The following is a 14,173-nucleotide window of genomic DNA, read 5'->3' as shown; positions in this document are numbered from 1 at the left end:
AATTTCAACTGAAACCTTTAGGAATATAGAGCTTAATGAGTGCAGTATTACTTATGGCATAACTATTAACTAGTTTATTTTTACCAAACAACTAGGTATTGGGTAATAAGTCAAATTTACTACTTACTTTAAAAAAAATTGAAAAAAAAGTCGAAAAATTGTTTGAATATTTCTATAAGTGTGTTATCATAAAAATCACTTAAGGGAGACAAATTGTAATATTACTTCGGAGCTAATTGTCAGAATTTTCTATTTTTTAAGGTAAAATTAGAAAATACTAAACTTTCTTAATAGAAGATTAAAAAACTACAAAAAAAGATTAGAGGAGGCTCATATGAATTTATTTCGAAAAAAATCAGTTACAAGCAGTTCGCCTAGTTCACTTAAACAAGTTCTAGGGGCGTTTGATCTTACAATGTTAGGTATCGGTGCCATCATCGGTACAGGTATATTCGTTTTAACTGGTGTAGCAGCAGCTGATTATGCAGGTCCAGCACTTGTTCTTTCATTTATTATCGCAGGTTTAGCTTGTACATTCGCCGCACTTTGTTACTCTGAATTTGCCTCTATGATTCCAGAGGCTGGTAGTGCTTACACTTATAGTTATGTTGCTTTTGGTGAAGTTATTGCTTGGATATTAGGTTGGGATATGGTACTAGAGTATGGACTTGCATCTTCAGCAGTAGCAAGTGGATGGTCTGGATATTTCCAAAGTTTATTACATGGTTTTGGAGTAAACCTTCCAACAGCTTTAACAAGTGCATTTGATCCATCTAAACATACTTTTATTGATTTACCCGCAGTAATTATTGTTTTACTTGTAACGTTCATTCTTACTAGAGGTGTTAAAGAATCAGCAAAACTTAACACGATCATGGTAATTGTAAAATTAGCAGTAGTAGCACTTTTTATCGTAGTTGGTGTTTGGTACGTTCAACCGCATAACTGGACTCCATTTATGCCAATGGGATTCCATGGGGTAACAGCTGGTGCTGCAGTAGTAGTATTTGCTTACTTTGGATTTGATGCAGTATCAACTGCAGCTGAGGAAGTTAAAAACCCTCAACGTAACTTACCAATCGGTATTATCTCAGCTTTAACAATTTGTACAATCTTATATATTGTCGTTTCATTAATTCTTACTGGTATCGTTCCGTTTGATCAATTAGGTGTTAAAGACCCTGTTGCTTTTGCACTAGCATTTATTCACCAAGATTGGGCAGCTGGTTTCATTTCACTTGGCGCAATCATCGGTATTACAACTGTATTAATCGTAATGATGTTTGGACAAACTCGTCTATTCTATGCAATCAGTAAAGACGGTTTATTACCAGGTAAATTATCAAAAGTTAATAAGAAAACTTCAGTTCCTGTAACAAGCACTTGGGTAACTGGCGGACTAGTTGCTTTATTCGCTGGCTTAATTCCATTAAACAAATTAGCTGAATTAACAAATATCGGTACTTTATTCGCTTTCTCTGCTGTTTCTCTTGGTGTTCTAGTATTAAGAAAAACTCGTCCAGACTTAAAGCGTGGATTCAAAACTCCTTGGGTACCTGTAGTACCAGTATTAGCTGTTGTATTCTGTGTATATTTAATGCTACAACTTTCATCATTTACTTGGAAAGGTTTCGTAGTCTGGTTAGTAATCGGTTTAGTAATTTATATCACATACGGATATAAAAATTCTAAACTAAACGGTAAAAATAAGATTGATAAGGATACAAATCAAACTGCATAAGTAATGAAATCCCACTATAGGTTACTATAGTGGGATTCTTTTATTAGTTACATATTTTCCTCAAAAATCTAGAATAATGATAAATATCCACAACAACAAACTTTAAAAAACAGATTTACTTTATGATATGATACCTCTTAAGAAATTTTATTTTCGGATGAACAGGAGCTGTAAAAATGTTCCCATTAAAAAATTATTATGAATCATTTATTAAAAAAGATCTTATTGGAGTGAGAAGAGAGATCGCATTAAAACGACTAAGTAATTTACTTGCTTGCCAAAAGATTAGTAAAGATACGAAAGAAGTTGTACATATACGTTATTTTACTTGTACTGAAACACTTCAGCCTACTGATACTTATTTAGGTACAATTGCAGTGAAGTTTCAAAATGGTTATGTAGTTGAAACAGCAATCTCACTTCCTAAGGAAAAATAATTGATTTATTAAAACTTCGTCTAGGTAAAAGCCTAATTACAATATAGACTAGTTTCATAGTTGGCAAAAAAACATACGATACATTATCCACCTCTCCTAATTGTAATTTTCAATTAGCTGCATGACCCTAAGGGAATTTTCCCTTAAATATCGTATGAAGGAGGTCACATGTATGAGTACTGGACATCACGGACACCATCTTAACGGTTTTGCTTTAATCGTTGTTCTATTTATCTTATTAATCATTGTTGGAGCAGCTTGCTGGTCTGGATATGACGGATATGGATATGGACATCACTGGTAATCTTTAAAAACTATAAAACTCCTGTTAAATTTTAACAGGAGTTTTTTTTATAATATATTAAGAAGCTTGTGCTTGCTTAGAATGAATTGTATTGATATGTACTGAACTTTTTAAGACGAACAGTTTTTCTATTCCAAGGTAACGATCTAAACTTAACACGTAAGCTCGATTTAAAGAAAGTAAAATTCCAAAAGCGCTTGTATATAAGGTTAAACTTATTAAGTTCATATTACCGGAAAGAATGAAATTAATATGCATAAATAGACAAAATAAAACAGAAGGAAGGATAAATAAACCCATTATTAATAGAATACCAATTAGAATTTGAACTACAGGAATCGTGTAATTAAAAAATAAGTAATGCTTCATTGCAAAATGTTGAATGAAATATTTATAAAACTCAGGAACATTTGGCTTTTCAATGGCCAAAATAAAATAGTTTTTAATAAAAACCCCAGGTTCACTATACCAACGCTTCTCAGTAATTTTCGTAACCCCAGCAAATAACCAACCAATTCCAAATAGAATACGCATTAAAGTAAATAAACATTGAAAAGCATTATTTTTAAATTGCTGAATGAATAATTCCATCTAAATACTTTCTCCAATTCTTTATAGTAAGAAAGTTTAAATTCTTACTAATATCATGTGTTGTTTTTTTAAAATTGATATTTAATTCTCAAAGTTGATGATCCTCTATAAATTCCCCCTCCTTTACAGTTAAATGAAAATAGTTATCATTATCATTTACGTTTATAATCCTATCATCAGTGATAATCATTTTCAATGGTAATATTTGTATATAATCCTTCTTTACTTAACTCTTTTTATCACTTTTACTTCACTTGTTTACCTTCAGCATGTTCTCTTAAAAAACAATAAAAAAAAGACCTTCTCTCAATTTTTAGAGCTCCAGTCTTTAAAATGTGGTGCTTTTGAAGATGAATTTTATATGAATACTCAATCTCATCACGGTTAATACTATGTTAGGTTTCTATTTTTAATTAAGAGGAGGTTCCTTATGAATAAACAACGAGCTCAAGAAATTGCTTCTTCACCTGAAATGGCTAATGTGACATATAATGGAGTACCAATTTACATTCAACATGTTGATGAAACAAATGAAACTGCTAGAATCTATCCGCTAGGTCAACCAGATCGAGAGGAAGAAGTTTCAATCAATAGTTTGTCAGAACATTAATTCTTAAGTAAAAAAACAAACCTCTTTGTTGTGAGGTTTGTTTTTTATTGTTTCTCATTTTACCAAGACAAGCTTTCAATTAAACTGCATTTAAGGCATTCTTGTATCGTATCTTTCTTCTGGAAATCGTGTACACAATTTTTTTGAATTGTGCTCAATTCGATTTTTAACTGACTCATATTTCTTTCCAAATTCTTTATTTCTTTTATGATTTCTTCTACCCTATTCATATAAGGCTCACACCCTTATTGATAGATTTCTCCGCCCTGTTTTCTAAATTCGAGCGCTTTTTCTTTCATTCCTTCTTCGATCATTGAATCATTCTGAAGTTCTTCTTGTTTTACTTTATCTCGAATATCTTGTGAGATTCTCATACTACAGAATTTTGGACCACACATTGAACAAAAATGCGCTGTTTTAGCTCCTTCAGCAGGTAATGTTTCATCGTGATATTCAATTGCTCTTTCAGGATCAAGGGAAAGATTAAACTGATCACGCCATCTAAATTCAAATCTTGCTTTTGAAAGTGCATCATCTCTTTTTTGTGCACCAGGGTGCCCTTTTGCTAAGTCAGCTGCATGTGCCGCTATTTTGTATGTAATAACACCTACTCTTACATCTTCTTTATTTGGAAGACCTAAATGCTCTTTCGGAGTTACATAACAAAGCATTGCAGTACCAAACCAACCAATCATTGCTGCACCGATTGCTGATGTAATATGATCGTAGCCAGGCGCAATATCAGTCGTTAACGGTCCTAATGTATAAAATGGCGCTTCTTGACAAATTTCTAATTGTTTATCCATATTCTCTTTAATTAAGTGCATTGGTACATGTCCTGGTCCTTCAATCATAACTTGAACATCGTGTTTCCAAGCAATTTTCGTTAACTCACCTAGTGTTTCTAACTCAGCGAATTGTGCTTCATCATTTGCATCGGCAATTGAGCCTGGTCTCAGTCCATCTCCTAAAGAGAAGGTTACGTCATAACGCTTCATAATTTCACAAATTTCTTCAAAATGAGTATATAAAAAATTCTCTTTATGGTGAGCTAAACACCATTGAGCCAAAATAGACCCGCCACGAGATACAATTCCTGTCACTCGTTTTGCAGTTAATGGGATATAGCGTAATAATACTCCCGCATGAATCGTAAAATAGTCTACCCCTTGTTCCGCTTGTTCGATTAGAGTATCTCTAAACACTTCCCAGGTTAAATCTTCAGCGATTCCATTAACCTTTTCAAGCGCCTGATAAATCGGAACTGTCCCTACTGGTACCGGCGAGTTTCGGACAATCCATTCACGTGTTGTATGAATATTCTTCCCAGTAGAAAGGTCCATCATCGTATCCGCTCCCCAACGAGTAGCCCATGTCATTTTTTCTACTTCTTCCTCGATTGAAGACGTAACCGCTGAATTACCTATATTGGCATTAATTTTCACATGAAAATTACGACCGATAATCATTGGCTCACTTTCAGGGTGATTAATATTCGATGGAATGACAGCCCTTCCTTTTGCAACCTCATCACGAACAAATTCGGCTGAAACATTCTCTCGAATCGCAATAAATTCCATTTCAGGTGTAATAATTCCTTTACGAGCATAATGCATTTGAGTAATATTTCCATTATCTTTTGCACGTAATGGTTTTCTTTTTAACCCTTTAAATACTTCAACATTATGTTGATCTGACTCTTTTCTATATCCATTATCTTCAGGCTTTATTTCACGCCCTTCATACTCTTCAACATCATTTCTTTCGATTACCCAGTTATGTCTAATCGCCTTAAGTCCCATTCGAATATCAACTGAGCTAGCTGAGTCTGTGTAAGGTCCACTAGTGTCGTATACTCTAACTGGAGCATTTTCTTCTTCGCCAAAAGTGCCAGTTGTTGGACTTAATTGAATCTCACGCATTGGCACCTTAATGTCAGGTCTAGATCCTTCAACATATACCTTCTTACTTCCTGAAAAACTAGACATGATGGAAAAATTCATTTCATTTACAGAATTGTTCATTTGATTTCATTCCCCTTTTTAATTAGTTTAAAAAGGACGAAATCCAATCCATTTAAAGCATGAAAAAAAGCCGGAATCTTATGTTTAAGACCCGGCTAAGTGTTAGCAAAACTACATTAATAATTATGTAATCATTAATGAAAATTTCTAACTTCCCCACGCTGGTATGAACCAGATCAGGTCCTGAGGGTTAAGAAACTTAATCACGTTTCTCTCTCAGCCCAATTAATTGGACACCCCTAGTCAATCTATTAAATTGTTCAAACTAAATATAAACCCATAAATTTAAAATGTAAATGTTTTTATTTCCCTAAATTTTTACAGAAACTCCAAACAAAAAAAAGATTTTGGTTTTTTTTTATTCCTAAAAACACTTGATTTCACTATACTTCAAGCCCAATTTCTGGTACTAAAATTGGACTAGTAAAAATAAATTTAGTATTGAATATTATTTTTTATATGCTATGCTAAGATTAATTTTCATACATATTCATCACTAGGGGATCCCTTGATAAGGGCTGAGAATAAGGTAGTTACTTTTAAACCCTCAAAACCTGAACAGGCTAGTACCTGCGTAGGAAAGTGGCGCATTTTATACTTTTTTCGCGTGTAATGTAACCACTTTCTTTTTTTAGGAAAGTGGTTTTTTTGTTTGAAAAAATTTTGCAAATGAAAGAGGCTGGGCCATGGAACTTATTGCAATTACAGATGATCAGCACTCAGTCGAAGTACTTGCTACAAAAATAATTCAAATAATCGATGCAGTCGACTATGTACATATTCGCGAAAAGTCGAAAACGGCAATTGAGCTACTATCACTCTTAAATCTACTAAAAATAAACAAGGTAGATATGAAAAAAATTGTTTTAAATGATCGTTTAGATATAGCTATTTTCTCTAACCTATCAAATATTCACTTACCGGGACATGGTCTTCCCCTTGTTGATGTAAAAGAATATTTTCCTAATTTACGAGTAGGAAAATCAGTTCACACACTTACTGAAGCAATACAGGCAGAAAATGATAAAGCTGACTATATTCTGTACGGTCATTGTTTTGAAACAGAGTGTAAAAATGGATTAACACCTAATGGGATTGAACTAATTCCAGAAATGAAAAAAACGTTAACTATACCAATCTATGCAGTCGGCGGAATATTACCTGAACATATCCAAGTTCTAAAAGAGAACGAAATTGATGGTATAGCTGTCATGTCTGGCATATTTTCTGCCCGAAATCCTCTAGAAGCTGCGCTGCAATATTTTGAAAGGTGCAAATTCGCTTATGAACAAGAAATTTGATGTTGTATTAATTGGTGGTGGAATAATAGGTTGTTCCATTGCTTATTATCTAGCGAAAGAAAATATTCATGTCGCAGTTCTTGAAGGACAACAAGTTGGACAGAAAACAACTAAGGCAGCTGCTGGAATGCTTGGTGCCCATTCCGAGTGGGATCACTCCGAGTCGTTTTTTACTTTTGCTAGAAATAGTCAATTAACTTATTTTCACCTTCAAGAAGAATTAAAAGAATTATGTGGAATTGATATTGAACTTAAAAAAGGTGGCATTTTCAAACTAGCTTATACAGATTTAGAAAAAAAACAATTAACTCCGCTACTCACTCAAACTTCGGCACTTTGGTATAACCAGGAGGAGTTAAAAAAACAGATACCTGGCATTCATCCAAACATCATTGGAGCAGCTTATATTGAAGACGATGTGAATGTATTACCTGTTTCTGTCTGTAATGCGTTTTGCAAAAGTGCTCAAATTTTAGGTGCATCTATTTTTGAATATACACATGTATTTCAGATTCAAAAAAATGATTCACATTATTTAATTAAAACAACAAATGGCGATTTTGAAGCAAAAACTATAGTGGTTGCAAGTGGCGTTTGGAGTAATTCATTGTTTGGACAGCTTGGATTACAACACGAAATTATTCCCGTTAAAGGTGAATGCATCTCTGTCAAAAGTGAAAAGGTTGCATTAAAGCATACTCTCTTCCATGAACAAAATTATATTGTTCCAAGGAATGACGGCCGCCTTGTCATCGGAGCTACCATGTTTGATAACGAATGGAATGAGAACCCTAGCTTAAGGGGGATTGAGTCATTAATACAAAGCGCTAAAAAAATGCTTCCCGAAATTGATGACATGAAAATTGATTCATTTTGGGCAGGATTACGACCGCGAACTCTCGACTATAATCCCTTTATTGGAACTCATCCAGATGAGGATCAAATCTTATTTGCGACCGGCCATTTTCGAAATGGAATATTGCTTGCACCAGCAACTGGAAAATTAATTCGAGATTTGATCCTTAAGCGGAAAGTCAATCGTAACTGGATCGAAGCATTTAAAATCAATCGTTAATTTTAACTCTTTGGGGGTGTAATCTTTTGGAAATAAGGTTAAACGGAAAGAATATTGATATTTCGAGCATAACCTGTACAATTCAGGATCTGCTGAATGAATATCAATTAGAAAACCGAATTGTTATTGTCGAGGTAAATAAAGAAATTATTTATAAGGAACAGTATTCGTTAACTCATCTCTCTAACGGAGATTCTGTAGAATTAATACATTTTGTAGGTGGTGGCTAATTATGTTAAAAGTAGGAAATCATACGTTTCATTCAAGATTATTATTAGGAACAGGAAAATACCCTTCATTTGAAGTCCAGAAAGAAGCTGTTGAAGTATCGGAAGCCGAGATCCTAACTTTTGCTGTTAGAAGAATGAATATTTTTGAGGAATCTCAACCAAATTTTCTTGAACAATTAGATCTAACGAAATATAAATTATTGCCAAATACAGCTGGTGCAAAAACTGCTGAAGAGGCAGTTAGAATTGCACGATTGGCAAAAGCGTCAGGCTTGTGCGATATGATCAAGGTAGAAGTAATTGGGTGTGATAAATCATTATTACCTGATCCAATCGAAACATTGAAGGCATCAGAAATGTTATTAAACGAAGGCTTTATTGTATTACCTTATACTTCCGATGATGTTGTGCTAGCAAGAAGACTAGAAGAACTTGGTGTACATGCGATTATGCCAGGTGCATCTCCAATCGGTTCCGGAAAAGGAATTATTAATCCATTAAATCTTAAATTCATCATTGAGCAATCGAATGTTCCTGTTATAGTAGATGCCGGAATCGGGTCTCCAAAAGATGCAGCTTTTGCGATGGAACTAGGTGCTGATGGAGTCCTTTTAAATACTGCTGTTTCTAATGCGAAAAATCCTGTAAAAATGGCCTTTGCAATGAAGCTTGCTATTGAAGCAGGAAGGCTTGGTTATGAGGCAGGAAGAATTGAAGAAAAAAATTATGGTGAAGCTAGTAGCCCAATCACAGGGTTGGTGAATTCTTGACAAACCGTTATGCAAAGCAAGAATTATTTTTAGGAAGAGATCACCAATCAAACTTACAAAAAGCCAGTGCCATTATTATTGGTGTAGGTGCACTAGGCTCATCAATAGCAGAAATGCTTGTACGAGCAGGAATTGGAAATATAACAATTGTTGACCGCGATTACGTTGAATGGAGTAATTTACAAAGGCAATCTCTTTATACTGAAGAAGATGCTAGAAATAAACTACCTAAAGTAATTGCAGCTAAAAATCGACTTCAACAAATTAATAGTGAAGTGTCCATTACTAGTTTAATAACAGATATTACTAGTCTTAATATTGAAGAGCTGATTAAAGGTCAAACAATCATACTAGATGCAACAGATAATTTTGAAACTAGAATGGTAGTGAATGATGCAGCAATTAAGCATGGGATTCCTTTTATTTTTGGTGCGTGTGTTGGAAGCTACGGCCTCTCATTTCCAATTATTCCAGGAAAAACTCCTTGTCTTAACTGTTTATTAAATCATATACCAACTTTAAATATGACTTGCGATACAGTAGGAGTAATCAGTCCAATTGTGCAAATGATTGCTGCCTACCAAGTAACCTATGCCATGCAATATCTTACTAACTATGAACTTTTACCAATCTTACAATCGATTGATGTTTGGAAGCATGAAAAGTCTGATATAAACATCGAAAAATTAAAAAATAAAAATTGTCCAACATGTGGCTCTATAAGAAGTTACCCATTTTTAAAAGATGATGACCATATGAAGTCATATGTTTTATGTGGAAGAGATGCAGTCCAACTAAGAGTATCATCTTCTAAAACCCCAACACTAACTAACCTGTCTGAAAGATTACAAGGGTTAGTAAATGATTTGATTGTAAATCCTTATTTATTGTCATGTACTTATGAAGATCATCGCATTGTTTTATTTAAAGACGGTCGAGCGATCATTCACGGTACAAAGGAACCATCTGTTGCTAAGGAACTCTATCACAAAGTTTTAGGTTGAATGACTTTTTTACAACAATATTTTAACAGAGTTTTAGTCGTTGGAACATTCGTTTCAATTGCATGGGCACATGAAACTAAATACTTATCACTTAATGATGCTAGTAAGACTGATGGTTTAAAAAAACCAAATAGTCATCCAGCAGATATTAAGCCGAATATCTTATAAAACAATTAATATGTAAATATATAACTTTAAGAAAATATAAAAAAGCAGGAAAAAAAGGGTTTCCTGCTTTTTATCTGTTTAATTTATGGCACATCTACAACAAATGGTACTATAAACACATCTCCATTTTGTTTAAACTGTCCCCATATTTTATATAATCCTTTTTTAGGAAAACTAGTCATAAACTCTGCGTCAGGTCCACTTGACTTTTCATTCATTGGATGGACATGTAAGTAAGTACTCGTATCACCACTAATCGCAACAACATGACCAATAGCACCCAAATAAGGCTGTAAATCAGTAATACCTTTTTTGGTTTTAGCATCCTTAATCGTAAATGCCATTTTAACTTCATTCTTTGTCGTCAATTTATCAAATTTTAAAGTAACCTCCTTTCCATCAATTACTTTTGTTAATACTCTATCTGGTATTAGTGAAACTGGTTTAGCTTGCTCACCTGACACTTGTACTAGTTTTGTTTTTACGTTTTTATCAGAGCCCTCAGGTATAAAATCTGCAAATAATTTATATTCACCACCACTTGGAAAATCCGGTGTGACTGTAAATAACCCTTTACCTTTGTATACTGGGTGCAAATGGTCAAAATATGATAAATCCTTACTTACAACAATTAAATGCATTAATTTTTCGTGCTCGAACTCAAATTTATTTACTGTTTTCCCCATCAAATCATTAACTTGAATGTTTAGATTTACTTTCTTACCACTTTCAGGATTACTGTTAAACGTAAATTGTACCTTTGTTGAATCTTTTTCTTCTTTTGTTTCATGATTCATACTTTCATGATTAGAAGCTGTATGGGACATATTTCCACATCCACTTAAACCAATAACTGTAACAAAACTAAGTAACAACAATAAGTATTTCATCTAATTCTCTCCCCAGTCTCGCATTTTTTCCAAATAAAAAGCGAACCATTAGTTCGCCTTTTATTTTTTTGCTAAGATTAAACGATATCGTAACCTTGATCTTCAATAGCCTCTTTTACTTTCTCAATTGTTTCAGCGTTTGAAGTATTGAATGTTACTTCTTTATTTTCTAAACTTACGATTATATTATTTGTACCAGACACTCCTTCTACCGCTTTCATAACTGCAGCTTTGCAGTGTCCACATGTCATACCTTCTACTTTTAGAATTGTTTCCATTACTAAATCCTCCTAAATTTTTATACGTTTTAATCTTAATGCGTTTAAGACAACCGATACAGAGCTAAATGCCATTGCAGCACCTGCAATCCAAGGCTGCAATAACCCTAAAGCTGCAATCGGTATACCTAAACTGTTATAAAATAACGCCCAAAATAAATTTTGGCGAATATTATTCATTGTTTTTTTACTTAAACTAATAGCTCTCGGAATATGTGATAAGTCGCCACCTACTAACGTAACATCGGCTGTTTCTATCGCGACATCTGCACCAGTGCCAATTGCCATCCCAATATCAGCTTTTGCAAGAGCTGGAGCATCATTAATCCCATCTCCAACCATCGCAACAATTTTCCCTTGTTTTTGTAGTTCAGCTACTATATCTGCTTTTTTCTCTGGTAGAACTTCAGCAAATACATTTTCGATCCCAACTTGATCTGCAATCGCCTTTGCTGTGTGTTTATTATCACCGGTTACCATAAAAACCTCTATTTTTAAATCCTTTAATGCATCTATCGCATGTCTTGAAGATTCTTTAATTGTATCAGCTACAGCAATAATTCCTTCCAGGTTGTCGTCAATTGCTATTAACATCCCTGTTTTCCCGGCAGATTCAAATACGATTAGTTGATCTTCAACTGGAGAAAAATCGATATTCTTTTCATTCATTAACTTCCTAGTACCGATATATACCTTTTTATTTTCAATCAAGGCTTCTACTCCATGTCCAGGTATGGCAATAAACTCTGTAAGATCTGTTAGTTGCAATTCCTGTTTAAGTGCGTATTGAACAATTGCTTGTGCTAAAGGATGCTCTGACATTTTCTCTACACTTGCAACGAGCTTCAATAAATCCTCTCGATGATTTAAATTAATGATATCTGTTACTTCAGGCTTTCCTTTTGTAACAGTTCCTGTTTTATCAAGAATGATTGTATTAATTTTTTGGGTCGTTTCTAAAAATTCTCCGCCTTTGTATAAAATCCCATTTTCCGCACCTTTTCCACTTCCAACCATAATCGAAGTTGGTGTAGCAAGTCCTAAAGCACAAGGACATGCTATGACTAAAACAGCTATTGCTACTTCAATTGACTTAGGCAAATTTTGAGGATCGACTACAAAAAACCAAATGATAAATGTTAATATGGCTATCCCAATTACAATTGGAACAAATAGATTCGAAATTCGATCAGCTAATCTTTGAATTGGAGCTTTTGAACCTTGTGCTTCTTCAACTATTTTCACAATATTTGCTAATGCCGTATCCTTACCAACCTTCTCAGCTCGTATGGTTAAAATACCATTACCATTGACTGTTGCTCCAACAACTTTATCATCAGTCTTTTTATCAACTGGTAAAGATTCACCTGTAATCATTGATTCATCAACTGTAGATACTCCTGATACAATGACACCATCCACTGGAATTTTCTCACCTGGTTTAACAAGAAGTAGATCTCCAACTTTTACAGCTTCCAATGGTACATAAACTTCATTTCCATTTTCTATAACAATAGCTTCCTTAGCTTGTAATTCCATTAGTTTTGAAATTGCTTCAGTCGTTTTCCCTTTAGCAATATGCTCAAAATATTTTCCAAGCAAAACTAATGTAATTAAAACCGCACTTGTCTCAAAATATAGATGCGGCATATACATACTATTATTAGTTGTCTTAATCGACTCAACAAAGCTATAAAAATAAGCTGCCGATGTTCCGAGTACGACGAGCACATCCATATTTGCACTATAATTTCGTATTGCTTTAAATGCTCCTACATAAAAATGCCAACCTATAATAAACTGAACTGGAGTTGCAAACAATAATTGAAACCATGGATTCATTAATAAATGTGGCATCCAAATATTTGTACTAAATGGAAGATGAGATACCATCGAATACAATAGTGGAAGTGAAAGTAAGATAGAAACAATCAATTGAATCTGTTTGTTTTTTGTTGTGTCTTTTTCTTTAACTGCATTTTCTTCTTTTATGGCTGCTGCATAACCGATGTGACTAATTTTATCTATTATCGATTGGACCGAGCGTACTTCAGGTAAATAAGAAATCGTTGCTATATTCATAGCTAGATTGACATTGATTTGAACTATTCCGTCCATTTTCCCTATTACTTTTTCGATTCGAGCCGAACAAGCAGCACATGTCATTCCTTCAATATTTAATGTAATCTTTTCAACTGCAACCTCATAACCAATCGTATGGATTTTTTCTATTAAATCAGAAGTTTGATATTGTCCTTTATCATAGGTAATAGTAGCTTTTTCTAAAGCTAGATTCACATTCGCTTTCAAGCCATCCATTCGATTTAAGCTTTTTTCGATTCGGGTTGCACAAGCTGCGCAAGTCATCCCCTCAATCCCCAGGGTTAACTGCTTTGCTTCATTCATATTAATCAACCCCCTTATTTTACGTAACGCTTAATAACCTCCATTAATTCAGTAACTGATGCTTCACCATTGTTTTCTTTAACGGCCTTAACCATACAATGATTCGCATGTCTTTCAATCAATGAGAAACTTACCTTTTTCATAGCAGCTTCAACTGCCATAATTTGCGTCAAAATATCTATACAATATCGGTCTTCTTCGACCATTTTTTGAATTCCTCTTACTTGCCCCTCTATTCTACGAAGACGCTTCATTAAATCATTAATTTCGTCTTCACTTCTTGGAACCATTTGATCATCATGGCAATTTTCCATCTTATCACCTCACCATTATTATATACTCAT

At 34.0% G+C, this 14,173-nt stretch carries 16 protein-coding genes and 2 riboswitches; of the genes, 10 read left to right on the top strand and 6 right to left on the bottom strand.

What is annotated here, in order from left to right:
• Window positions 1-334 precede the first annotated feature (334 nt).
• The 3 genes from bcaP to V5E38_RS00860 all read left to right on the top strand — a co-directional run bounded on the left by bcaP (window position 335) and on the right by V5E38_RS00860 (window position 2,482).
• Window positions 335-1,741, top strand: coding sequence for an amino acid permease (gene bcaP / locus V5E38_RS00870; RefSeq protein WP_499211833.1), 1,407 nt, complete (start codon window positions 335-337; stop codon window positions 1,739-1,741).
• A gap of 176 nt (window positions 1,742-1,917) precedes the next feature.
• Window positions 1,918-2,178, top strand: coding sequence for a hypothetical protein (locus tag V5E38_RS00865; protein ID WP_499211832.1), 261 nt, complete (start codon window positions 1,918-1,920; stop codon window positions 2,176-2,178).
• 172 nt (window positions 2,179-2,350) lie between these two features.
• Window positions 2,351-2,482 carry a YjcZ family sporulation protein gene (locus V5E38_RS00860; RefSeq protein WP_088014171.1) on the top strand — a complete coding sequence of 44 codons (132 nt, stop codon included), beginning with the start codon at window positions 2,351-2,353 and terminating at the stop codon, window positions 2,480-2,482.
• Between the two features lie 57 nt (window positions 2,483-2,539).
• On the opposite strand, the gene V5E38_RS00855 is transcribed toward V5E38_RS00860, so the two are convergent.
• The gene (locus V5E38_RS00855) at window positions 2,540-3,073 is read right to left on the bottom strand and encodes a hypothetical protein (RefSeq protein ID WP_499211831.1); all 534 of its coding nucleotides are present in this window, start codon (window positions 3,071-3,073) and stop codon (window positions 2,540-2,542) included.
• Window positions 3,074-3,503: 430 nt separating this feature from the next.
• Here V5E38_RS00855 and V5E38_RS00850 point away from each other — a divergent pair, with 430 nt between their 5' ends.
• Window positions 3,504-3,683 carry a small acid-soluble spore protein H gene (locus V5E38_RS00850; RefSeq protein ID WP_056467551.1) on the top strand — a complete coding sequence of 60 codons (180 nt, stop codon included), beginning with the start codon at window positions 3,504-3,506 and terminating at the stop codon, window positions 3,681-3,683.
• 245 nt (window positions 3,684-3,928) lie between these two features.
• On the opposite strand, the gene thiC is transcribed toward V5E38_RS00850, so the two are convergent.
• Window positions 3,929-5,707: a phosphomethylpyrimidine synthase ThiC gene (gene thiC / locus V5E38_RS00845; protein WP_499211830.1), complete on the bottom strand. Its 1,779-nt coding sequence runs from the start codon at window positions 5,705-5,707 to the stop codon at window positions 3,929-3,931.
• 136 nt (window positions 5,708-5,843) lie between these two features.
• Window positions 5,844-5,958: riboswitch (TPP riboswitch) on the bottom strand.
• A gap of 237 nt (window positions 5,959-6,195) precedes the next feature.
• Window positions 6,196-6,305, top strand: a riboswitch (TPP riboswitch).
• 88 nt (window positions 6,306-6,393) lie between these two features.
• Between thiC and V5E38_RS00840 the strand changes: the two genes are divergently transcribed.
• The 6 genes from V5E38_RS00840 to V5E38_RS00815 are packed head-to-tail and all read left to right on the top strand — an operon-like array spanning window position 6,394 to window position 10,255.
• Window positions 6,394-7,008, top strand: coding sequence for a thiamine phosphate synthase (locus V5E38_RS00840; protein ID WP_056467557.1), 615 nt, complete (start codon window positions 6,394-6,396; stop codon window positions 7,006-7,008).
• Window positions 6,992-8,083 (top strand): glycine oxidase ThiO, encoded by a 1,092-nt coding sequence (gene thiO / locus V5E38_RS00835; RefSeq protein WP_499211829.1) that lies wholly within the window; start codon window positions 6,992-6,994, stop codon window positions 8,081-8,083. The genes V5E38_RS00840 and thiO overlap by 17 nt, the downstream gene beginning before the upstream one ends.
• A gap of 26 nt (window positions 8,084-8,109) precedes the next feature.
• Window positions 8,110-8,313: a sulfur carrier protein ThiS gene (thiS, locus tag V5E38_RS00830; protein WP_499211828.1), complete on the top strand. Its 204-nt coding sequence runs from the start codon at window positions 8,110-8,112 to the stop codon at window positions 8,311-8,313.
• Between the two features lie 2 nt (window positions 8,314-8,315).
• The gene (locus V5E38_RS00825) at window positions 8,316-9,083 is read left to right on the top strand and encodes a thiazole synthase (RefSeq protein WP_499211827.1); all 768 of its coding nucleotides are present in this window, start codon (window positions 8,316-8,318) and stop codon (window positions 9,081-9,083) included.
• Complete coding sequence (locus V5E38_RS00820) at window positions 9,080-10,087, top strand: ThiF family adenylyltransferase (protein ID WP_499211826.1); 1,008 nt, start codon at window positions 9,080-9,082, stop codon at window positions 10,085-10,087. The genes V5E38_RS00825 and V5E38_RS00820 overlap by 4 nt, the downstream gene beginning before the upstream one ends.
• Entirely contained in the window at window positions 10,088-10,255 is a 168-nt protein-coding gene (locus V5E38_RS00815) for a hypothetical protein (protein ID WP_248266999.1), read from the top strand.
• 83 nt (window positions 10,256-10,338) lie between these two features.
• On the opposite strand, the gene V5E38_RS00810 is transcribed toward V5E38_RS00815, so the two are convergent.
• From V5E38_RS00810 to V5E38_RS00795, 4 genes are all read right to left on the bottom strand, one after another.
• A complete protein-coding gene (locus tag V5E38_RS00810) occupies window positions 10,339-11,145 on the bottom strand; it encodes a DUF8832 domain-containing protein (RefSeq protein WP_499211825.1) in 807 nt (268 codons plus the stop codon).
• Between the two features lie 77 nt (window positions 11,146-11,222).
• Window positions 11,223-11,423 (bottom strand): cation transporter, encoded by a 201-nt coding sequence (locus V5E38_RS00805; RefSeq protein ID WP_088014159.1) that lies wholly within the window; start codon window positions 11,421-11,423, stop codon window positions 11,223-11,225.
• 12 nt (window positions 11,424-11,435) lie between these two features.
• Entirely contained in the window at window positions 11,436-13,829 is a 2,394-nt protein-coding gene (locus V5E38_RS00800) for a heavy metal translocating P-type ATPase (protein WP_499211824.1), read from the bottom strand.
• A gap of 14 nt (window positions 13,830-13,843) precedes the next feature.
• Window positions 13,844-14,143, bottom strand: coding sequence for a metal-sensitive transcriptional regulator (locus tag V5E38_RS00795; protein WP_088014157.1), 300 nt, complete (start codon window positions 14,141-14,143; stop codon window positions 13,844-13,846).
• Window positions 14,144-14,173 lie beyond the last annotated feature (30 nt).

The sequence above is a fragment of the Rossellomorea sp. GAMAL-10_SWC genome (genome assembly GCF_049568075.1).
In the GTDB taxonomy this organism is placed as follows: domain Bacteria; phylum Bacillota; class Bacilli; order Bacillales; family Bacillaceae_G; genus Gottfriedia.
The sequence above is the reverse complement of the archived record's forward strand: the minus strand, read 5'-3'. Positions and strand labels throughout refer to the sequence as shown.